This window comes from Aquitalea aquatica (assembly GCF_013911085.1).
Taxonomy (GTDB): domain Bacteria; phylum Pseudomonadota; class Gammaproteobacteria; order Burkholderiales; family Chromobacteriaceae; genus Aquitalea; species Aquitalea aquatica.
Window position 1 is genome coordinate 18,987 of sequence record NZ_JACERN010000022.1, and the last position, 19,280, is coordinate 38,266.

At 58.8% G+C, this 19,280-nt stretch carries 18 protein-coding genes and 1 tRNA gene; 6 read left to right on the forward strand and 13 right to left on the reverse strand.

Going from position 1 to position 19,280, the window contains the following annotated elements:
• Positions 1 to 160 precede the first annotated feature (160 nt).
• Entirely contained in the window at positions 161 to 3,145 is a 2,985-nt protein-coding gene (locus H2Z84_RS05980; RefSeq protein ID WP_181835170.1) for a bifunctional diguanylate cyclase/phosphodiesterase, read from the reverse strand.
• A 168-nt stretch (positions 3,146 to 3,313) separates the two neighbouring features.
• Positions 3,314 to 3,649, reverse strand: a complete 336-nt coding sequence (locus H2Z84_RS05985) for a hypothetical protein (protein ID WP_103525006.1) — start codon at positions 3,647 to 3,649, stop codon at positions 3,314 to 3,316.
• A 95-nt stretch (positions 3,650 to 3,744) separates the two neighbouring features.
• Here H2Z84_RS05985 and H2Z84_RS05990 point away from each other — a divergent pair, with 95 nt between their 5' ends.
• Together H2Z84_RS05990 and H2Z84_RS05995 are read left to right on the forward strand one after the other, a co-directional pair.
• On the forward strand, positions 3,745 to 4,356 hold the full coding sequence (locus tag H2Z84_RS05990) for a hypothetical protein (protein WP_181835171.1): 612 nt from the start codon (positions 3,745 to 3,747) through the stop codon (positions 4,354 to 4,356).
• Between the two features lie 259 nt (positions 4,357 to 4,615).
• Positions 4,616 to 6,847, forward strand: a complete 2,232-nt coding sequence (locus H2Z84_RS05995) for a TonB-dependent receptor (protein ID WP_181835172.1) — start codon at positions 4,616 to 4,618, stop codon at positions 6,845 to 6,847.
• A gap of 194 nt (positions 6,848 to 7,041) precedes the next feature.
• Here H2Z84_RS05995 and H2Z84_RS06000 read toward each other — a convergent pair whose 3' ends face one another.
• From H2Z84_RS06000 to rsmI, 7 genes are all read right to left on the reverse strand, one after another.
• Entirely contained in the window at positions 7,042 to 7,722 is a 681-nt protein-coding gene (locus H2Z84_RS06000; protein WP_181835173.1) for a M24 family metallopeptidase, read from the reverse strand.
• Between the two features lie 745 nt (positions 7,723 to 8,467).
• Positions 8,468 to 8,890, reverse strand: a complete 423-nt coding sequence (locus H2Z84_RS06005) for a hypothetical protein (protein WP_181835174.1) — start codon at positions 8,888 to 8,890, stop codon at positions 8,468 to 8,470.
• Positions 8,868 to 9,731 (reverse strand): hypothetical protein, encoded by an 864-nt coding sequence (locus H2Z84_RS06010; protein ID WP_181835175.1) that lies wholly within the window; start codon positions 9,729 to 9,731, stop codon positions 8,868 to 8,870. The genes H2Z84_RS06005 and H2Z84_RS06010 overlap by 23 nt, the downstream gene beginning before the upstream one ends.
• Positions 9,732 to 9,979: 248 nt before the next feature.
• A complete protein-coding gene (locus H2Z84_RS06015; protein WP_181835176.1) occupies positions 9,980 to 10,582 on the reverse strand; it encodes a hypothetical protein in 603 nt (200 codons plus the stop codon).
• 356 nt (positions 10,583 to 10,938) lie between these two features.
• Positions 10,939 to 11,142: a hypothetical protein gene (locus H2Z84_RS06020; RefSeq protein ID WP_181835177.1), complete on the reverse strand. Its 204-nt coding sequence runs from the start codon at positions 11,140 to 11,142 to the stop codon at positions 10,939 to 10,941.
• 240 nt (positions 11,143 to 11,382) lie between these two features.
• Positions 11,383 to 11,467, reverse strand: a tRNA-Leu gene (locus H2Z84_RS06025).
• A 45-nt stretch (positions 11,468 to 11,512) separates the two neighbouring features.
• Complete coding sequence (gene rsmI, locus H2Z84_RS06030) at positions 11,513 to 12,415, reverse strand: 16S rRNA (cytidine(1402)-2'-O)-methyltransferase (RefSeq protein WP_181835178.1); 903 nt, start codon at positions 12,413 to 12,415, stop codon at positions 11,513 to 11,515.
• A gap of 27 nt (positions 12,416 to 12,442) precedes the next feature.
• On the opposite strand from rsmI, the gene H2Z84_RS06035 reads away from it, so the two are divergent.
• Genes H2Z84_RS06035 through H2Z84_RS06050 form a run of 4 tightly spaced genes read left to right on the forward strand, consistent with a single transcriptional unit; the run spans position 12,443 to position 15,082 of the window.
• Positions 12,443 to 13,531, forward strand: a complete 1,089-nt coding sequence (locus H2Z84_RS06035; protein WP_258869314.1) for a penicillin-binding protein activator — start codon at positions 12,443 to 12,445, stop codon at positions 13,529 to 13,531.
• Between the two features lie 5 nt (positions 13,532 to 13,536).
• Positions 13,537 to 13,872 (forward strand): YraN family protein, encoded by a 336-nt coding sequence (locus H2Z84_RS06040; RefSeq protein WP_181835180.1) that lies wholly within the window; start codon positions 13,537 to 13,539, stop codon positions 13,870 to 13,872.
• Positions 13,873 to 13,903: 31 nt separating this feature from the next.
• Positions 13,904 to 14,494 carry a phosphoheptose isomerase gene (locus H2Z84_RS06045; protein ID WP_103523592.1) on the forward strand — a complete coding sequence of 197 codons (591 nt, stop codon included), beginning with the start codon at positions 13,904 to 13,906 and terminating at the stop codon, positions 14,492 to 14,494.
• Positions 14,495 to 15,082, forward strand: a complete 588-nt coding sequence (locus H2Z84_RS06050; protein ID WP_181835181.1) for a BON domain-containing protein — start codon at positions 14,495 to 14,497, stop codon at positions 15,080 to 15,082.
• Positions 15,083 to 15,145: 63 nt separating this feature from the next.
• Here H2Z84_RS06050 and H2Z84_RS06055 read toward each other — a convergent pair whose 3' ends face one another.
• The 4 genes from H2Z84_RS06055 to H2Z84_RS06070 form a co-directional block, all read right to left on the reverse strand.
• Positions 15,146 to 16,354: a sensor domain-containing phosphodiesterase gene (locus tag H2Z84_RS06055; protein WP_181835182.1), complete on the reverse strand. Its 1,209-nt coding sequence runs from the start codon at positions 16,352 to 16,354 to the stop codon at positions 15,146 to 15,148.
• 147 nt (positions 16,355 to 16,501) lie between these two features.
• Positions 16,502 to 17,437: a Tim44 domain-containing protein gene (locus H2Z84_RS06060; protein ID WP_181835183.1), complete on the reverse strand. Its 936-nt coding sequence runs from the start codon at positions 17,435 to 17,437 to the stop codon at positions 16,502 to 16,504.
• Between the two features lie 50 nt (positions 17,438 to 17,487).
• Positions 17,488 to 18,189, reverse strand: a complete 702-nt coding sequence (tsaA, locus tag H2Z84_RS06065; protein ID WP_181835184.1) for a tRNA (N6-threonylcarbamoyladenosine(37)-N6)-methyltransferase TrmO — start codon at positions 18,187 to 18,189, stop codon at positions 17,488 to 17,490.
• A gap of 118 nt (positions 18,190 to 18,307) precedes the next feature.
• The gene (locus tag H2Z84_RS06070; protein ID WP_103523587.1) at positions 18,308 to 19,057 is read right to left on the reverse strand and encodes a GNAT family N-acetyltransferase; all 750 of its coding nucleotides are present in this window, start codon (positions 19,055 to 19,057) and stop codon (positions 18,308 to 18,310) included.
• Positions 19,058 to 19,280: the final 223 nt, after the last annotated feature.

Here is a 19,280-nt window from a genome sequence, read left to right on the forward strand (position 1 = left end):
AACACGATCTGGCGGCTGTCGGCTATGCGGCGCGTGCGCTACTGCCCCGCGCCGCTATCAAAAAAACTGCGACTGCGTTGCGCCTTCTTGCCGTACACCTTGTACTGTCTGCGCCGGCAGGCCTGGTCTCAGGGACGCTACGCTATTTTATTAGCCGCAGTCAGCGGCTGGTCAGCAGCCGCATGAAATGGCCAATCGACATCGGCTTGCCGAACAAATAGCCCTGGAAGGCGCGGCAGTGCTGTTGTAGCAGAAACTGGCGCTGGCTGGCGGTTTCCACCCCTTCGGCAATCACTTGCAATTGCATGCTGCCGGCCAGGGCGACAATGGTGCGGATGATGGAGACATCGTTCACATTACTGTCGATGTCGCGGACGAAGGACTGATCGATTTTCAACTGGTCCAGCGGCAGGCGCTTGATATAGGACAGCGAGGAATAGCCGGTGCCAAAGTCGTCCAGCGAGAAGCCCACGCCATCCTGTTTCAGTGCCTGCATCTTGCGCACGGTGTCGTCTACATCCTGCAGCAGCAGGCTTTCGGTCAGCTCCAGTTTCAGCTTGCGCGCCGGGGCGCCACTTTGCTGCAGCGCCATCCTGACCATGGCCACGAAGCCGGGCTGATGAAACTGGCGGGCGCTGACATTGACCGACAACTCCAACTGGGCGGTAGCCGGATCAGCGGCCCAGGCTGCCAGCTGGCGACAGGCGGTGTGCAAGACCCACTCGCCCAGCGGCACGATCAGGCCGGACTCTTCGGCCAGCGGGATAAAGCTGGCCGGTGTCACCAGGCCGTATTCCGGCCGCTGCCAGCGCAGCAGGGCTTCGGCACCGGTAATGTGGCCGTCGGCATCCACCTGTGGTTGATAGAATAGCTGGAACTCTTGCTGTTGCAGGCCACGGCGCAGGTCGGCCTCCAGTTCGGCGCGGGCGGTGACCGCCTGCTGCATTTCCGGATCGAAAAAGCGCAGCGTATTGCGCCCGGCAGCCTTGGCCTGGTACATGGCCAGGTCGGCCCGCTTCAGTAGCTCTTCCACCGTGGTGGTATTGCCGAAGAACAGTACCGCACCCAGGCTGCAAGTATTGTGGTGGGTGCCTCCCAGCATGGGGTAGGGGCGGGCGAGCGAGTCCAGGATGCGCTGGCCCAGCTCGCGGGTTTGTTGCGCGGCCAGCTGTTGCAACGGGCTGAGCCTTTCCAGCATGACCACGAATTCATCACCGCCCAGCCGTGCCACGGTGTCGCCGCTGCGCAGGCACTCATTCAGGCGTACCGCCACTTCCTGCAGTAGCCGGTCGCCCATGTCATGGCCCAGGGTGTCGTTGAGGGTCTTGAAGTTGTCCAGGTCGATAAACAGCAGGGCGCCGGTTTGCTGGTGGCGTGCGCTGCTGTCCAGCGCGACCTGTAGCTGGTCCAGCAGCAGGCGACGGTTGGGCAGCTGGGTGAGCGGGTCGTAAAAGGCCAGCCGCTTGATTTTGTCTTCGGCGGCCTTGCGCTGGGTGATGTCGCTCATGGTGCCAACATAATGACTGACTTCGCCATTGTCGCCCTGCACCGCGCTGATGCTCAGCCACTCCGGGTAGATTTCGCCGTTCTTGCGGCGGTTCCAGATTTCGCCCTGCCAGGCTCCTTGTTCGCGCAGGCTGAGCCACAGGCGGCGGTAGAAGGCGGCGTCGTGCCGGCCAGATTGCAGGATGTTGATCTTGCGGCCCACAACATCTTCAGCCTGGTAGCCGGTGATTTTGCTGAAGGCGCTGTTTACGCGCAGGATGACGGTGTGGCAGTCGGTCACCACCATGCCTTCCTGTGCTTCGAAGGCGGTGGCGGCGATGCGCAGCAGCTGCTCGGCATGCTTGCGCTCGGAGATGTCGCGCGAAGAAGCATACAGATAGCGCCGGCCACCAATATTCATCGCCTTGGCATTCACCTCCACCTCGATCTGGCTGCCATCCTTGCGGCGATGGCGGGTTTCCAGGCAATAGCCTTGTCCACTTTCGTCTTGCAGCAGCTGCTCGAACAAGCCCGCCGGCACGGTATCGTCCCAGTCGGCCAGTTGTAATTGGCGCTGGCGCAGTTCGTCCGGGGTATAGCCCAGCATGCTGGCGAACGAGTCGCTGAATTCGGTGAGCTGGCCGTGTTCATTCAGGATATGGATGCCGTCCGATGCGGTTTGCAGCAGGGCAGCTTGGCGTATGGTTTCTGCCAGCGCCGCGTGTTCGGCAGCCTGACGATCCGAGGTTTCCTGTGCCAGCGCACGGGTACGCAGCGCTACCAGCAGGGCCAGCTCGGCGCGGTGGCGACGCAGCTCCAGCATTTGCCAGGCCAGCCAGCCCAGCAGAAAGCTGATGACCAGCACCAGCGCACTGTTGATGACGATGCGGTGCTGGTCGCGCCAGCCATCCTGTGGCTGCACATCCAGCGTCCATATCCCGTTCGGCATATTGATGTGGTAATGCACCGGGTCGCTTAGTTGCTTGTTTTTGCTGTCTGCGCCAGCAATGATCTGCACCTGCTTGGTGTCCGGATGCTGCCGCCACAGGCGATATTGATAACCGCGCTGCGGCAGCCAGTTCAGCCCGGCCCCTTGCAGTACATCGGGAAACCGCACCAGAGCGATGGCAAAGCCCCAGAAGTGCGGTTTGCCGTTGTTGTCGCGGCCGATGAAGATGGGCAGCCGGCCAACGGCACCGGTGCCGCCCTGCAAAAGCGGAAAGGGTCCGGCCAGTGTCATCTGGCCGGTATCGCGCGCCATGAAGGCTTCCTTGTTGCGCGCCGGGTCGGCCAGCAGATTGTGGCCGATGGCCTTTTCATTGCCCTTGAGCGGATAAATCTGCTGCACTACGCCGGAGGGAGCCAGTTGCAGCGACATCACGCCAGGGTAGTAAATGATGAGCGGGCGGGCAAAGGTATCAAACTCATCCAGCTGGCCACGGCCCTGCCGCACCATGGCGCCAAGGGCATAGGTGGAGGACAGGGCGTGGTCGATGGCAACCTTGACCGCATTGCCACGGTCGCTGGCGTCGGCCAGCGCCTGGGAGCGGACGATGTTTTCGTCTTGCCGCGCAGTGAAATACACCACGCTCATGCCGATAAGGCAGGCAAGCAGGGCGACCAGCAGGCTGATCAGCCAGGAGCGCCAGATTTTATTCACGGTAGCCAGTGCAGATGAGTGGAAAATGGCAGCGCAGCAACCGGACCGTTGTGCTTCCAGGCCATGGCAGGCTGCCTGCACATAGAGTCGCTAGTTTACTGAGCAATTTCCTGGCTTGTCATGCCAATTGCAAGCCATCTCACACTCTTTTGCGCGATATCAGGCTGTTTACACGAACAGGGCCGCCACGACCCCGCTGAAGGCCACCACGATGGACAACATATAGAGCTGGAAGGTGTGCTGATAGTAATGACCGGCCCGCTGCAGCGGATAGCGGTTATTCAGCAGCCGGTACAGCACCAGCAGCATCATGCTGATGGCGGCAACCAGCGTGAGCGCCACCACCCAGTCGGCGCGGCTCTGGATGGCGGATTCACCATTGTCATTGGTGGCCCACTGGCCAAGAAAGCCAAGCAGAAAGCCGAGAATGATGCCGAGCGAGGTCACCATGGGCTGGCGGAAATCGCGAATATCCTGGTTCATGTCTGGTGTGGGTTCGGTCATGGCGTGCCTGCTGTTGTTTGTCCGCCAGACAGTGTAATTTGTCCTTCCAGGCCCGGCCAGTCAGCTCTGCCGGGTAGCCTACGTGGAGCAAATCGATGCGCGGTCTGCCGGTATTGTTGCTATGGTTCGCGGGCTTGTCATGCGCAGCGCCGGTGCGTGCTGCGGTGGTGTCAATCAGTGTGGCGGATAGCGCTGGCCCGGCTTGCGAGCTGCTGGCCGTGGCGCTGACGCAGCACACGCAGAGCCATTCGGTGTGGGATGCGCTGGGCGGCTGGGGGCCGGGCGCTGCGCACCTTACCGCTAACCGGGCAGATTTCTACCTGTTCCGGCCATCCAGCGGCCAACTGCGCAAATTACTGAGCCTGGATGCGCCCGCACGCTGGCGGCAGTCGGATCGCTATCAGATGCGCCCGCGCATTCTGCCGGATGGCAGCTTGCTGTTCAGCCTGCACGGCTGCCCGCCGCAGCAGGAAAACTGCACCGAGCAGCAATACTACCAACTGTCGGCCGACGGGGCTTACCAGCAAATTACGGCCTGGCCTGCGGCATCGGCTAAGGAGTCGGCCAATCTGCGGCAATGCACCAGTTTGCAGAGCTATCAGGGCGGCAAGACCCTGATCAATATCGGCCCAAGCGGCGGCCCCTGGCGGCCGGTGCTGCAACTGGAAGGCAGCGTACTGCGGCCATTTGCCGCGCCTGCACCCTGAACCGGGCGGCAATCCCTGCGCTGCCACGGCCCCCTCTGTCTGGCTGCATCACTCTCCCTGCGACAATTGGTCACATCCCAAGCGGGTAGCAAATTGCTAATCTCGCCCCGGCTGTTAAGCAAACAACTGTTTGTTGGCAGCGCCTGCAAGCCTGTTTTGTGTTCCCCTCCAGCCGGAATGGGCTTGCCAACAAGATGGCAGGCAAGTTGCGCCTTTGACCTGGCCCGCATTCCATTCCGTTGCTCACTTGGGAAACATCATGCAATACCATCAGAAGCCTGCCGTACTGGCAGTTGCCCTGGCCATGGCCGCGCTGTGTCAAAGCGCGCTGGCAGAAGACACGAATGCGCTGCAAAGCATGCCGGAGGTGGTGGTGCACGGCACGCGCCCGGCTAATCTGGCCGATGGCAGCACGCTGGACGCGACCCAGCTGGCCACCCAGAAAGCCCGCAGCAGCGACAGCGCCCAGCTGTTGCAGGATATTCCCGGCCTCAGCCTGCATGGTGCGGGTGGTTTTTCCAGCCTGCCGGTATTACGTGGCCTGGCCGATGACCGCCTGCTGATCAAGACCGACGGCATCAGCCTGGTGTCTTCCTGCCCCAATCACATGAACTCGCCGCTGTCCTATATGGATGCCAGCAAGGTGGACAGCGTGCAGGTGTATAACGGCAGCGCCCCGGTCAGCGCCGGTGGCGATCATATCGGTGGCGTCATCGTGGCCAAGGCCGCCGCCCCGCGCTTTGCCGAAACCGGACAAACCCTGCTGACCGGCCAGATGGGCGCCTATTACCGCAGCAATGGCGATGCCAGCGGTGCCAATCTGTCCGCCACGCTGGCCAATGACCATGTCAGCATCAACTACAGCGGCTCTACCGCCCGCTCCGGCAATTACGATGCCGCTGCCGCATTCAAGAGTGCCGGTGCCTCCACCGGCCGCGCCTGGCTGGATGGCGACACAGTAGGCTCCAGCGCTTACCACACCCAGAACCACGAAGTCAGCGTGGCCTGGCGCGACAGCTACCAGCTGCTGGAAGCCAAGGTGGGCGTGCAAAACACCCCGTACGAAGGCTTTGCCAACCAGCGCATGGACATGACCGACAACAGCAGCAGCCAGTTCAACCTGCACTACAACGGCCAGTTTGGCTGGGGCGAGCTGGATGCACGGCTGTACAACCAGTATGTGCGGCACAGCATGGACTTTGGCGATGACAAGCAAACCGTATACGGCAGCTATGGCGGCATGCCGATGGACACCGCCAGCCACACCCTGGGCGGGGCGCTGGTGATTGATCTGCCACTGAGCCCGCGCGACCAACTGAAGCTGGGGGCCGAATTCCTGCGTTATGGCCTGAATGACTGGTGGCCTGCCGCCGGCAGCGGCATGGGCATGATGAGCCCCAATACCTTCTGGAACATTAAGGACGGCACGCGCGACAAGCTGGATGTGTTTGCCGAATGGCAGGCCGACTGGACACCGCAATGGCGCAGCATTCTCGGCCTGCGTGCATCCCAGGTAAAGAGCAATGCCGGCAATGTGGCGGGCTATAACAGCATGGCCTCCTATGCCACCGATGCCGCTGCCTTCAACGCGCTGAACCATCAACAGACCGACCACAATATCGACCTGTCCGCCCTGGTACGCTACACCCCGTCGGCCGGGCAGCAGTACGAACTGGCCTATGCCCAGAAAACCCGCTCGCCCAATCTGTACGAGCGCTATACCTGGTCCAGCATGGGCATGGCCGCCATCATGAATAATTTTGTCGGTGATGGTAACGGCTACTTCGGCAACCCCAACCTGAAGCCGGAAGTGGCGCATACCCTCAGCAGCAGTGCCGACTGGCGCGCCGCCGATGGCAAGGCCTGGGGCCTGAAAATCAGCCCCTACTACAGCTATGTGCAAAACTACATCGATGCCCAGCGTTGCGGCACCAGCCTGTGTGGGGGTAGCAGCAACCTGAGCAGCACCAACAGCTATGTCACCCTGCAATACGTCAATCAGAACGCCCAGCTATACGGCGTGGATGTCAGCGGCAAGCTGCGGCTGGCCAATGGCCCGCAATACGGCAGTGTCGATGCCACCGCCCAGCTCAGCTACACCCGTGGCGAAAACCTGACTACCGGCGACAATCTGTACAACATTATGCCGCTGAATGCCAAGCTGGCGCTGGTGCACACCCTGGGCCAGTGGAGCAATACCGCCGAACTGCAGCTGGTGCGTGCCAAGACCGCTGTCTCGGCCGTGCGTAATGAAATCAAAACGCCGGGCTACAGCCTGTTCAACCTGCGCAGCCGCTATGAGTGGAAGCAGTTCAGCGTGGATGTGGGCGTGGACAATGTGTTCAATCGCTACTACGTACAGCCGCTGGGCGGGGCCTATACCGGCCAGGGCCGGACCATGGCGAAGAACCCCAGCGGGATGGGTGAATGGGGAACTGGCGTGCCGGGTGCAGCCCGCTCGCTGTATACCGCGCTGAATTACCAGTTCTGAGCGCAGCCCGGCAGCAGGCCGCGTTATCACCCACTGGGTGACTGGCCGCTACTGGCCAGCGCCTGTGGGGGGGATGTCTTGTATGGTCAGCCGCCAGCCTGGAAACGGGTTGGCACAGCCAGCCCAGCCGCCAAGCGTGCAAAACCTCATGAAAAGGGCAGTTGAACCCCTGGCTAGCTGCGGTGGCGCATGTTTCAGCGCTTGGCATCGCGTAGCAGCAGGTCTTCATAAAACGCACCATACGGCAGCGTGGGGTGGCGAATCTGGATTTCCAGAATCCACACCCCGGTATCCGGGCAGGCGGCAAAATCCCCCAGCGAACCGGCCTGGTAAATGGCGTGCGGAAAATCACAAACCCGGTGCCCCTTGATATCCAGATTCAGCTTCCAGCCCATGGCCGCAGCCTGCTCCGCCGCATAGTCGTACAGCGCACTGCCGGCGCAGCCATCCTGCTGCCACTTTTCGCTGACCAGCTGCCACAGCGTGCGGGCCGCTGCCGCGCAGGCATGCATGTCCGCATCCTGCCCCACTACAAAGGTAGCGCCGGCATCGCCCTCGTGGCCATCCCACACCACCCCCAGGTCGATAAAGAAAATATCGTGCTCACCCAGCACATTGTCTGGGTCGATTTTCTGCTTGAAGGTTTTTAGCGTTGAATGGCCAAAACGGATGATGATGCCATGCCAGATCCGCTCCATCCCCATGCGCGCCAGCGTCGCCCGCGCCAGGTCCTTGGCCTGCTGCTCGTCCATGCCGGGACGAATCTGCGCCGCAATCAGCCGCACCGCCTCGAAGGTCTTGTCACGCGCATGGCGCATTTTGGCAAGGGAAAAACGGGAACCGACAGCTTCCTGCTGGGCCAGGGCATCCGACATGGCAATCCCTCCAAGGGTGGTGGCTGAAAAATGAATTCATCATATCCATGATGCCGCTGAACGCAAGAGTCATGAACAAAAACCACCCAGACGGGCAAGCTGGTGACAGCGCCGGCCAGCTGCGCTGGTGGGAAGATGCGGACAAGCGTCAGGCGGGGATGTGTGCTGGATGGCAACTGCGCTGTGCCTCAATACCCGCACGCCCGGAGTAGACCGGCGGCAACGGGGTAGAGCGACTGGTTCACACCGGATTGGACTTGCCGGATCGCACAGGACAATAAAAACCCGCAGAGCATGGTGCTGTGCGGGGTTCTGGGCTTATTAGGCGGGGTCTCTATCGAAGTGTGGCTGGAAAGCCAATACAGGTTGTGATTTTTAGTTTGTGGAAACTTGATCTGTACACAAATCTATACACAGCTTGTAGGTGCCGTGAGCTACAGGATGGGGATAATGGTAATCGGTTCAGCCATGTCCGTAGCTCTTCGATAGCGACTCAGTTCTATTGGCGAGCGGCAACATTCGATTCAAATCAGATGTTTGGGCAACATCCACTTATAGTTGCTTTTCTGCAAATGAGGCCAGACGCTAGCATGGGGGACACTGTATCCGTATCAAGTGTATAGCTGACAACGCTGCACCTATTCACAGCTCAAAATCCACAATTTCGGTAACTCGCTATTTTTCATCGATAGCTATTGAAAATTTATAATGGGAATTGCCATATATAGAAAAGAAAGAAGAATCATTATTGTTTATTTCTTATTATTAATAGAGCTGCAAATCCATCTTTGAAGTGAAAGAAACTTGCGATTAGGAAAAGAAATATTTGAGAAAAAGCTAGGCTAAGCGAGGGTTTTGCAATCATTCCAAAATATACAGCTAGAGATGCTACAATTAATAAAAATCTTTTGGCGGTATACCAACCGAAATTTTGCTCGACTATCATATTTTTAGAAGCTACTGCGGCTCGTGATAATTTTGACGCACTTTGGCCAAATATTAAGCAGGATGCGAGTGACCAGTCAGTACTGAGGATTACATCCCGCCACTCTCCCATGTATAGCTTAATTGCAATTAGAAGCAAAAAAGGAATTGCGATATATAAATAGTCAGTTTTTAATTCGGTGAATATAACTGATTTCTCTCTATTGATTTCCACCGAATTCATACTGGTATCCACTCTGGTTGCGAATTATTTGAATTACATCAATTATTTTTGCATTTCTTATTGTTGGATTTCCTCGTCCTTTGGGAGGGGTGTAAATGTCATATGCAACGCGTGCCTTTATAACATCTTTGGGGCCAATAGGCTGAATGAGACCATTTTGATATCTACTCAGCCAATCTTTGTGTGTAATGGTAGCATGTATTCTGCGATTCATCTCAATGCTTTTAAAACACCACAAAGCATTTCCCTCATTAACTGCCATAACGGCATAGAAGCTACCCTCTACATCATGATGCTCGATATCACCTTGAAACATTTCAGCCGGATTTCCAGTAAAGCGCCAATCTGTGTCCAAGTGATAAATATTCGATCTCTCATCCTTCGAATGAAAGCTTACTTTTTCTCCTTTGTTTAGCTTCTCATTTGCTTGAGAGAACTCCCTTAGTACAAAGGCTAATTTGGTTCGGTCAATCATAGGTGAAGCTATTTCTCCTGATATCCTCTTGGCTATATCGGCTTCCAATTCCGCGCCCAAACTCTCAACATCTTCTTCTGTGCTAGTTTGCCCTTTTAATTTTGCCATTGTTCTATTTCCAGCTGCGTAGAATATTTCTTCTAGTCCCTTGTCTATCAAGCCAGGTAAGGCTGATAGTTTGCTAAGAATAGAGCCTTCTTTGATATCGTCAAGCTGAAATTCAAAGTCTGCTTTAATTCCAACTGAGCTGATTAATAGCTGACTAAAGTCTTGGTATGCCTCAATGTATTGAGCCATGGCCTCAAAAACTGCGGCTGGCTTTTTGCGGTTATTTTCATATTCTATTTTTATAGATAATTCAGACATTTTATAGCCTATCGTGCTAATAAAGATAAAATAAATTTAAATGGCTAATGCCAGATGAGGAACGAATTGCTTCAGATTTTCTGGATGCTTGGGCTGTCTCCATCAGGCAGATATGCTCATCTTTAGATCGCACCAAGCATGAATATTCCACTTCAACTCTTAATTGTTAGGAGTTTCATTTTCACAGTTTTACTCATCACTGAAATTAATGGTTTCGCTCTGCTTGTATCATTTCTATCTTAATTAATTTAGTTTAGCCAATAACTAAAACCAGCATTGATTTTTAATAAAGAAGGTGCTGGGTACTGATTTAAAAGATCCAGCGCAACATCCTCACCAAATTGACTGTGAGCTTGGTCTGGCGAGGAATTCAGATAGTGGGCGGTGTATTCAGCAAGGCCAGGGTGATGCAGGAATCCCAGCGGTTTCTTGTGATCGATCCCATCCCAAACAGAGCGGGCGTAGTGCATAGCAATGACGCGTTGAGCAGATTGGATACGTTGAGCCAAGGACGCGCTGACGTTTTGCAGTTGCGACCTGGCGGCGGTCTTCTCGGCTTCGCGCTCGTGGTAGGTCGATAGGGTAATGCCAGGATGCAGCATTTCGAATAGCATCCGTTGCAGTGATAGGCCCTTGACCAAGGTTTGGTCGGCCTGTCGCTTCGGGTCGTAGTCGATGCCGGTCAGTGGATCCGGAGTCTCACCGCTTAAGGTCAAATCCTTGGCTTTGCGCTTGAGGGTGCTGACCAACAGTTCTTCTAGTTTCTCGTCGCTCAAGTTGTTGGGCCATTCTTCACCAATCAGCGCTTTTGCGCGGTTCAGTTGCTCGCGGGTGTAGCGTAGCTTTGCCATGCAACGTCCTTGTATCTAGGCTGGCACAATTAGGCTTAAATGATATGCCGATTGATTTTAAACAGCGCTTCTTTTTTCTCACGTATGTAGCAAAAACCGCCGCCAATGCCGCCAACACCGCCAACTCGTGTCTAAGTTATTGATCTGTAATGATTAAGTTGTTGGCGGTTGCGCCAATTTTGCCGCCAACAGCCACCCTGAAACCGCCAACTGGGCGGGAGGGGGTGGATTTCAGACGTGACTACCGCCAACACCGCCAACTCACCGCCAACAAATAAACCTATATAAATCAATAGAGTTACATAAGAATTGGCGGGTTGGCGGTGTTGGCGGCAGTTTTTTCCTTACGTGAGAATTTACCCCCCTTCTTCCTCCTCGCCCGGCATGACTTGGTACAGGTGCATGCGATACACCTGGCCAATGCTTTTTCCGCCGTTCACCGTCCAGGCATCGCGGCCTTTGGGGCGGTCCAGCATTTCCGCCTTGTGCAGCACTTCGCAGGCTCTGCGCGCCTTGTATCCGGCAATCACTTCCGGCTTGAAGGGACCAGGAGACACCATGAAGATGGGCTTTTGCCGGGCGGAACGTCAGTGAGAAATGGACGTGGAGATGGTAGATAGCACACAGCACGCATAGGGGGATGTTGGCGGTATGCAGGCCGTGATGACGGCAGGTGTTCGGGCGCAACTAACATGATCTGCGCTCGGTGTGCTGGGGAGGCTTGCGAAAACGACAGGCAACAAAAAAGCGCCTTGCGGCGCTGTTTTGATTCTTGCGGAAATCCTTATCTGGTAAGGACTTGGTGCCCGGGGTCGGACTCGAACCGACACACCTTGCGGCGGGGGATTTTGAATCCCCTGCGTCTACCGATTTCGCCACCCGGGCATCGCAAGAGGAGGCAAGTCTATCTGATCTGCCTGCCCTTGTAAATCACTCTGCGGCGTCCTTTTTCAATTTCAGCGCATGGTCATAAAGTTGCTTGCGGTTGGCTCCGCTGATCTGGGCGGCCAGGGTGGAGGCCTGTTTCATCGGCAGTTCGGCGCTGAGGATGTTCATGATGCGCACCGCTTCTTCCGGCAGCGCTTCGTCGCTGTCAGGCTGCGGGGCGGCGTCGATGATCAGCACGATTTCGCCGCGCTGCTGGTTGCTGTCGGCCTTGACCCATTCCAGCAGTTCGCCGGCGGGCAGGCTGTGGAAGGTTTCAAAGGTTTTGGTCAGCTCTCGCGCCAGCATCAGCCGGCGTTGCGGCCCCAGCTCGGCCACGATGTCCTGCAGGGTGTCGACGATGCGGTGCGGGGCTTCGTAGCACACCACCAGGTGGTCGGCACTGAGCCATTGCTGCAGGGTGCGGCGGCGTTCGCCGCTTTTGGGCGGCAAAAAGCCGTGAAACAGAAAGGCATTATTGGTAAAGCCGCTGGCGGACAGGGCGGTGATGACGGCGGATACGCCGGGAATGGGGCGTACCGGGTGGCCGGCAGCGCGCACGGCTTCTACCAGCCGGGCGCCGGGGTCAGACACGGCAGGGGTGCCGGCATCGGATACTTGCACCACGATCTGGCCTTCGGCCAGCCAGCGGATGACTTGTTCGGCCATGCTGCGTTCGTTGTGTTCGCGCAGGCTGACCAGTTTGTTGGCGTGAATGCCGTATGCTGTCAGCAGGCTACCGGTGACGCGGGTGTCTTCGGCGCACACCACATCGGCCACGCCAAAGGCAGTCAGCGCACGCGCGGTAACATCTCCCAGGTTTCCAATGGGGGTGGCCACCACATATAATGTGCCGCGACAGAAACTTTCCCGTGCAGATTCAAGCAAGTGAGCGAACGAAGTATGCAAAGACTGGCTCCGCTGTTGGTTGGCGTCATGATGACATGGTTGACGGCTGCGCAGGCGCAGGCACCGGACTATATCATCCAACTCAATGCCGCGCCGCTCAATAGCGCGGCTGGTGCGGCGGTTCGGGCGCAGACTGCGCCGGCATCTGCGCCAGCCATGGCACCGCAGGCCAAGCCCCTGCCCGCACCGGGCAAGATGGCGTCGCGGGTGAAAATAGGCCTGTTGCTGCCTACCGAGTCGCGCCTGCTGGGCGAGGCGGCGGCGGTGGTGCGCAGCGGGGTGGAAGCAGCGCATGAGGTTGATCCACAGGCCGAGGTGGTGGTGATTGATGCGGATGAGCACAATGCCGCCCAACGTTATCGGGAGGCGGTGGCCGGCGGGGTGAATGTGATGATCGGCCCGCTGTCGCGCACCGGCATTGCTGCGGTGGCTCCCTATGTCAGCGTGCCGACGCTGGCGCTGAATGCGGTGGGGCGCGATGTGCCCACCAGCCCCAAGCTGTTTACCCTGGCCTTGAATGTGGAAGTGGAAGCCCGGCAGATTGCCCGGCTGATGCGCGATGATGGCCGGGCCAATCCGCTGATCATTACCGATGGCGAAGTGCTGTCCAGCCGGCTGAAGCAGGCTTTTGCCGACGAATGGCGCAGCCAGGCAGGCAAGGATGCACAGCAGATGGAAGACAACGGCCACAATCTGTCTGAGCTGGCCGTGGCGGCCGGGCGGGCGGATGCGGTGTTTCTGGCAGTGGAGCCGGCCGAGGCCGCACGGCTGAAGCCTGCGCTGTTGCCCGAGCTGGCGGTGTATGCCACCTCGCAGATCAGCACCCGCACACCAGACCGGCAACTGGCCGGTATCCGTTTTATCGACATGCCCTGGTTCCTGATGCCGCAGCATCCGGCGGTGAAGCGTTATGCGCGGCCGGCCAGTACGCTGACCTTGCAAACCGAGCGGCTGTACGCGCTGGGGATTGATGCCTATCGCCTGGCCTTGCAACTGGCGACCAGCCGTAATCCGGCCAGCATCAAGCTGGATGGCGTGACCGGTGATTTGAAACTGGGGCGCGACCGTGTGTTCGACCGCCAGTTGCCGGTGTCGCTGATTGGCGAGGGCGAGTAAACCCCATGAATGAGCAGGGCAGGCTGGCGGAAGAGCGGGCCTTGTCCTTCCTGTTGCGACAGGGGCTGCAACTGGTGGAGCGCAATTGGCTGTGCCGGGGTGGCGAAATCGATCTGATCATGCGTGATGGCCGCAGCTGGGTGTTCGTCGAGGTGCGCCATCGTGCCAGCGCCCGCTTTGGCGGTGCCGCTTACAGCATTACCGCAAACAAACAAAGGAAACTCATGCACGCGGCGGCAGTCTACCTGTCCGATAGGGTAGTAGACGCACCTTGTCGTTTTGATGCTGTGCTGAGTGAAGGCGAGCAGCCGCTACAGTGGCTGAAAAACATTTTTGCATAGCAGCCCCCGGTTGGCTGCTACGAGGAAAAGCATGGACCTGATTGAACGCGTCAACGGACATTTTCTGGAAAGCATCGCTGCCAAGCAGGAGGCAATGGAGTTGCTGTCGCCAGCCGTGGCACTGGCGGCCGAGCGCATGGTGACCTGCCTGATGAACGAGGGCAAGATTTTGGCCTGCGGCAATGGCGGCTCGGCAGCAGATGCCCAGCATTTTGCCGCAGAGATGCTGGGACGCTTTGAAAAAGAGCGCCCGGGTCTGGCGGCCATTTCTCTGGCAACCGATACCTCGGCCCTTACCGCCATTGGTAACGACTACGATTTCGACATGATTTTTTCCAAGCAGGTACGTGCGCTGGGGCATACCAACGACCTCTTGCTGGCCATTTCCACCTCGGGCAATTCTGCCAATGTGATCGAAGCCATCTATGCCGCCCACGAACGCGGCATGGGCGTGATTGCCCTCACCGGCAAGGACGGCGGCAAGATCAGTGAAATCCTGTCGCCGGAAGACATTCAGCTGAATGTGCCGGTATTGCGTACTGCGCGCATTCAGGAGGTGCATATCCTGCTGGTGCATGCACTGTGCGATGCGATTGACTACATGCTGTTGGGAGGCGAGTAAATGAAACACACAGTCCTGACCCTGTTGCTGGCTGCTGGTTTGTCCAGTGCCTTGTCCGGTTGCTTTGCCCTGGCGGCTGGCGGTGTGGCCGGCGGTGCGCTGGTGGCTACCGACCGTCGTTCCAGTGGTGCCTATGTGGATGACCAGAGCATCGAAGTGAAGGTATCGCACCAGATTGGCGACAAGCTGCCATCTGCCCATGTCAACGCCACCAGCTACAACCGCGCCGTGCTGCTGACCGGTGAGGTACCGACGGCCGAGGCCGGCCAGCAGGCCGAGCTGATTGCCCGCGGCATGCCCAATGTCCGCCGGGTGTACAACTACACGGTGGTGGCACCGGCGTCCGGCCTGTCCGAGCGTAGCAACGATACCTGGATCACCAGCAAGGTGCGTACCCGCATGCTGGATGGCAAGGGCTATTCGCCCAATCAGGTAAAGGTAGTGACCGAGCGTGGCGTGGTATACATGCTGGGCCTGGTAACGCCGGCCGAGGGCCAGGCCGCTGCACAAGTGGTGAGCGAAACCGCAGGGGTGCAGAAGGTGGTTACCCTGTTTGAAAACATCACCGAGATTGCCCCGGCGCAGTAAGCCGGCAGCTGGAAACGAAAAAGGACCGCGTGCGGTCCTTTTTTATTGCTGCTTTTGCCGTTTTCAGCCGTGGCTGCTGTGTACACGCGGGGCGAGTACGTCGGCACACAGCACGTGCATGGCTTCGTCGATTTCAATCGCCATCGACAGCGTCACGCAGGAGCGGGTGTCGGTCATCGACAGATAAGGCTCGCTCATGTACAGCACGCCGGGCTGGTCGATGGCGTGCTGGAAATAGGCCCGGCGCGACCACACGGCACCGGTGGTGTCGGCTAGCGGGGCAAATTTCAGGTTGCTGGCCACGGTGTTGTGGCGGCTGTTGAGGTTGCGGCCAATCTGGCGGCCCTCGCTGTCCAGCAGGAAGCAGCGGATTACGTCTGGCATGGCCAGCATCGGTGTGGCCGCCTGATCAAACGGGGTGCCCTGCATCAGCGAAATGGCTGATTGTACAAAAGCCTGCCGTGCCAGCTCGATCTGGCGGCGGGTGATCTTGCGCTTGAGCAAGTCGCGCACCATCAGCTCGTCCCAGCGCGAATCCAGCCGTTTGGTGATGATGTCGTCCGGGTCCGGGGTCAGGCTGGGCCGTGCCACATAGTAGCCCTGTACCAGATCGCAGCCGGATTCCAGCGCCACCAGTACGTCGTTTTCGGTTTCGATGCCTTCTTCCACCACTAATGCACCAATTTCGTGCATCAGACGCACCAGTCTGGACAGTAGATTGCGGGTGCGTGGCTGGCTCACCGCGCTGCGCAGCAAGTCCTTGTCGAATTTCACCAGGTCCGGCTCCAGCTGGCAGACCCGGTCCAGGTTGGAATGGCCGACGCCGAAGTCGTCGATGGCGATCAGAAAACCGGTTTTCTTCAGCAGATTAACGCCTTCGATCAGCGCTTCATCCACTTCCAGCACATGTTCCAGCACTTCCAGTACCACATTGCCAGGCTGCAAGCCGGCTTCGCGGATGGAGTTGGCCAGCGCCATGGCGCGCTCGGGGCGCGACAGCGAGGCGGCATCGACATTGAGGAACAGCCAGTGCGGATGGGCTTGTTCCAGCTGGGAAAAATGCTGGACATGCGCCTGGCTCACGGCCAGATCAAGCCCGTGACGCCGTTCTGGCGACACCATGGCGTAAAAGGCCTCGGCTGGGGAGAGTGGCAGCTGGTTCTGCTCGGCGCGCAACAAGGCCTCCACCCCTACCGTGCGGCGATGCGCCAGGCTGTAGATGGGCTGAAAATGGCTGCCAAGGGTCAGACCGGCATGCTCGAAACGTTTCATTACAGTACATTCCTTCCTGGAGTGGGGCTCTTGCTGGCCCGTAAGCCAATCTCTCTAGCAATTGGCATTCCAGTGTAGAGCATGGCCGGATAATAAAAAACGGGCCCGACTGGGCCCGTTGAGATAAATCCGCATAAAAGAAGGAAATTACTCCTGCTGAATGCCTGCCACCAGCCATTTGCCGCCGGTGCTGCCATCCTTGATGTAGTGCCAGTATTCGCTAAACGGCACTGCCGGGGCGTTGACCGATTCGCTCACCGTGCCGGAGAAGCGCACGGTGGCGATATAACGACCGGCCTCTTCCACGGCTTCGGCCAGCTGGCAGTCCAGCTGCGGGAAGTCCGCCACATCACCATTGCCGGCGATGTCGTTGCGCAGGCCTTCGAACAGATCCGGCGTCATGTACTTGCGTACTTCTTCCAGGCTGTCCGGTGAGTTAAGGCTTTGCAGATGCAGGAAAGTGGCTTTGGCCTGGCGCAGGAAGTTCGGCGTTTCCGTGCCATCCGGCAGGCGGGCGGGTGCACCGCCTGCCATGGCTGCCGCAGCGCCGCCGTAAGACGGTGCCTGACCCAGGCCGGAGCCGATCTTGGGAATCGGATCGAAGCGGGCGGCATCCTGGCTGCTGCTATTGAATACAGGAGCGTTACCAGCCGGCATCGGGGTGTTCATCGGTGCTGCCGTGGCGGCATTCTTGCGGCGGAACCACATCAGGCCACCAATGCCCAGCAGGCCCAGCAAGGCCAGTGTGCCCCATGGGAAGCTGGAGCCGCTGGCGGCTTCTGATGCATTACCGGAGGCGTGATTGCTGTTCATGGCCGAACCCAGCATGTAGCCGGCTGCTGCGCCAGCGGCACCGGCGGCAATGGCCGTGCCTACGCCCGGACCTTTCTTGGGCTGTGCTTGCGGAGCAGCTTGCGGTGCGGGTGCCGGCATCGGGGTGGGCTGCTGGTAGCTCTTGGTCGGGGCCGAGCGGCGCATGCCGGCGCTCTTGCCTCCGCCCAGGCGAGCGGCTTCCGCGAACGGTGCCGCCAGGACAGAAACCAGGGTGAAGGCGAGCATGATCGTCTTCGCGCGAGGTGTCATGATTTTATTCTCCAGAGTAAAGGGCCCCGGTGTGACTGGGGCATGTGACTTTAGTTCGGGGCAAGCCGCTGTATTTCAAGCACGCGGGCATGGTTATCCGCCACGCTGAAGCGGATGTTGTAGTCATACAGCCGCACGCCATAGATGCGCTGCGGGTCGTCCTGATAGGCCGGTCGGGGGTCTTGCGCCAGTACTTGTTCGATCAGGGCGGCCAGGGTGGGCGGCGGGGAGGGCAGGGCGGCCAGCTGTTGCAGCGCTGTGCTAGTCCAGTCCACCTGCAGGCAGGCCGGCGGGCCGTCGACAAAGCCGCCACGGGCTTCCGGCCGGGCTTCCACAAAGGGAATGTAGGGTTTGATGTCCAGCACCGGCGTGCCATCCAGCAGGTCGGCGCCGGCTAGTTGCAGGCGTACGCCGTCGTGAAAGTCGATGCCGCGCAGCTCCACCAGCGACAGGCCTAGCGGATTGGGCCGATGCGTGGAGCGGCTGGCAAACACGCCCACCTTGGCATTGCCGCCCAGGCGCGGTGGCCGCACCAGTGCTTGCCAGCCGCGGCGGGCAGTCTGGTGGAACACGAAACTGATCCAGACATGGGAAAAGGCTTCCAGCCCGCGCACGGTGTCCGGATGATTGAATGGCGGCAGTAATTCCACACTGACGTCGGCGGCCGGGGCCAGCGAAGGTTGGCGCGGGATGCCGAATTTTTCCTTGTAGGGCGAGTGGACGATGCCGACTGCTGCAAACGGGTAGCTCATCTGGCGGATTGTAGCAGCCAGCTGCCGGGCTGGGCGGCAGCTTGAAAGCAGAACAGCCCGGACGAGCGGGGGGTTTCGTCCGGGCTGATGACACAGCAAGGCTGCGGCAGGCTGTGAATCAGCCTACGAAGTGACGGTTGTAGCGGCCGGTGAGGCGGCTCATCGGCAACAGCATGAAGAAGTCGGCGCAGTTGAAATCAGGGTCCCAGGCCGGTTCGCCGCAGATGAAGGCACCGGCGCGCAGATAGCCTTTGATCAGCGGTGGCATCGGCGAGGAGGCGGCATCGTCCTGAATGCGGTCCAGCGGCAGCGGCAGGTGCGGAAACACGCGCCATTCGGCCGGGGACAGGTGGCTGGCTTCCAGCTGGCGATACAGGCTGACGGCCTGGTGGCCACCATCGGCCAGGCTGACGCTGGCGCAACCGGCCAGATATTCGCCGCCTTTTTTCTGTACATAGTCGGCCAGGCCAGACCACAGCAGGGCAATCACGCCACCGCTGCGGAAATCCTTGTGGACGCAGGAGCGGCCGACTTCGATCAGGCCATCGCGCAGATTGTCCAGGCGGGTGAGGTCGAATTCGTGTTCGGAATACAGCGAGGGGGCGCGCCGTGCCATGTCCGGCGGCAGCATGCGATAGGTACCCACCACCAGGCCGCTGTTGGCGTCTTCCACAATCAGGTGGTCGCACAGCGCATCGTATTCGTCGCAGTCTATGCCCAGTTGCTGCGAGGACAACTCGGCCCCCATTTCACCGGCAAAGACATCAAAGCGCAGTTTCTGGGCGCGGCGGATGTCTTCGGCGGTTTCAGCGACACGTACTCCCAGTTTCAGCTGGCGGCGGGCGGAAACGCTTTCGTTCAGTTGCATGACTTACTCCCCTCGGAACATGCGTGGCATGCTAGTTTTGTCAGCAAGGAATGTCGCTCGGGCTTTCGTCTAGTCGGGCCGGTCGTTGCGGCAACTCCTTCATTTGGCAGCAGCTTTTTGGCCTGCTGTCCGTCCAAAACATGCTAATCATCCTGTTTGACGAAGACATTTCCGTCATATGACTTGTGGATGACCTGCGTTTTAACGCCGGGTTACAACAGGG

Bases quoted from the DNA above. Each gene is read 5' to 3' on its own strand.
- H2Z84_RS06045 (WP_103523592.1), top strand. From the start codon at position 13,904: ATGGACCTGATTGAACGCGTCAACGGACATTTTCTGGAAAGCATCGCT.
- H2Z84_RS06055 (WP_181835182.1), bottom strand. From the start codon at position 16,354: ATGAAACGTTTCGAGCATGCCGGTCTGACCCTTGGCAGCCATTTTCAG.
- H2Z84_RS05990 (WP_181835171.1), top strand. From the start codon at position 3,745: ATGCGCGGTCTGCCGGTATTGTTGCTATGGTTCGCGGGCTTGTCATGC.
- H2Z84_RS06050 (WP_181835181.1), top strand. From the start codon at position 14,495: ATGAAACACACAGTCCTGACCCTGTTGCTGGCTGCTGGTTTGTCCAGT.
- H2Z84_RS06020 (WP_181835177.1), bottom strand. From the start codon at position 11,142: ATGGTGTCTCCTGGTCCCTTCAAGCCGGAAGTGATTGCCGGATACAAG.
- H2Z84_RS06035 (WP_258869314.1), top strand. From the start codon at position 12,443: ATGATGACATGGTTGACGGCTGCGCAGGCGCAGGCACCGGACTATATC.
- tsaA (WP_181835184.1), bottom strand. From the start codon at position 18,189: ATGAGCTACCCGTTTGCAGCAGTCGGCATCGTCCACTCGCCCTACAAG.
- H2Z84_RS06005 (WP_181835174.1), bottom strand. From the start codon at position 8,890: ATGAATTCGGTGGAAATCAATAGAGAGAAATCAGTTATATTCACCGAA.
- H2Z84_RS06040 (WP_181835180.1), top strand. From the start codon at position 13,537: ATGAATGAGCAGGGCAGGCTGGCGGAAGAGCGGGCCTTGTCCTTCCTG.
- H2Z84_RS06015 (WP_181835176.1), bottom strand. From the start codon at position 10,582: ATGGCAAAGCTACGCTACACCCGCGAGCAACTGAACCGCGCAAAAGCG.
- H2Z84_RS05985 (WP_103525006.1), bottom strand. From the start codon at position 3,649: ATGACCGAACCCACACCAGACATGAACCAGGATATTCGCGATTTCCGC.
- H2Z84_RS05995 (WP_181835172.1), top strand. From the start codon at position 4,616: ATGCAATACCATCAGAAGCCTGCCGTACTGGCAGTTGCCCTGGCCATG.
- H2Z84_RS06060 (WP_181835183.1), bottom strand. From the start codon at position 17,437: ATGACACCTCGCGCGAAGACGATCATGCTCGCCTTCACCCTGGTTTCT.
- H2Z84_RS06000 (WP_181835173.1), bottom strand. From the start codon at position 7,722: ATGTCGGATGCCCTGGCCCAGCAGGAAGCTGTCGGTTCCCGTTTTTCC.
- H2Z84_RS06010 (WP_181835175.1), bottom strand. From the start codon at position 9,731: ATGTCTGAATTATCTATAAAAATAGAATATGAAAATAACCGCAAAAAG.
- H2Z84_RS06070 (WP_103523587.1), bottom strand. From the start codon at position 19,057: ATGCAACTGAACGAAAGCGTTTCCGCCCGCCGCCAGCTGAAACTGGGA.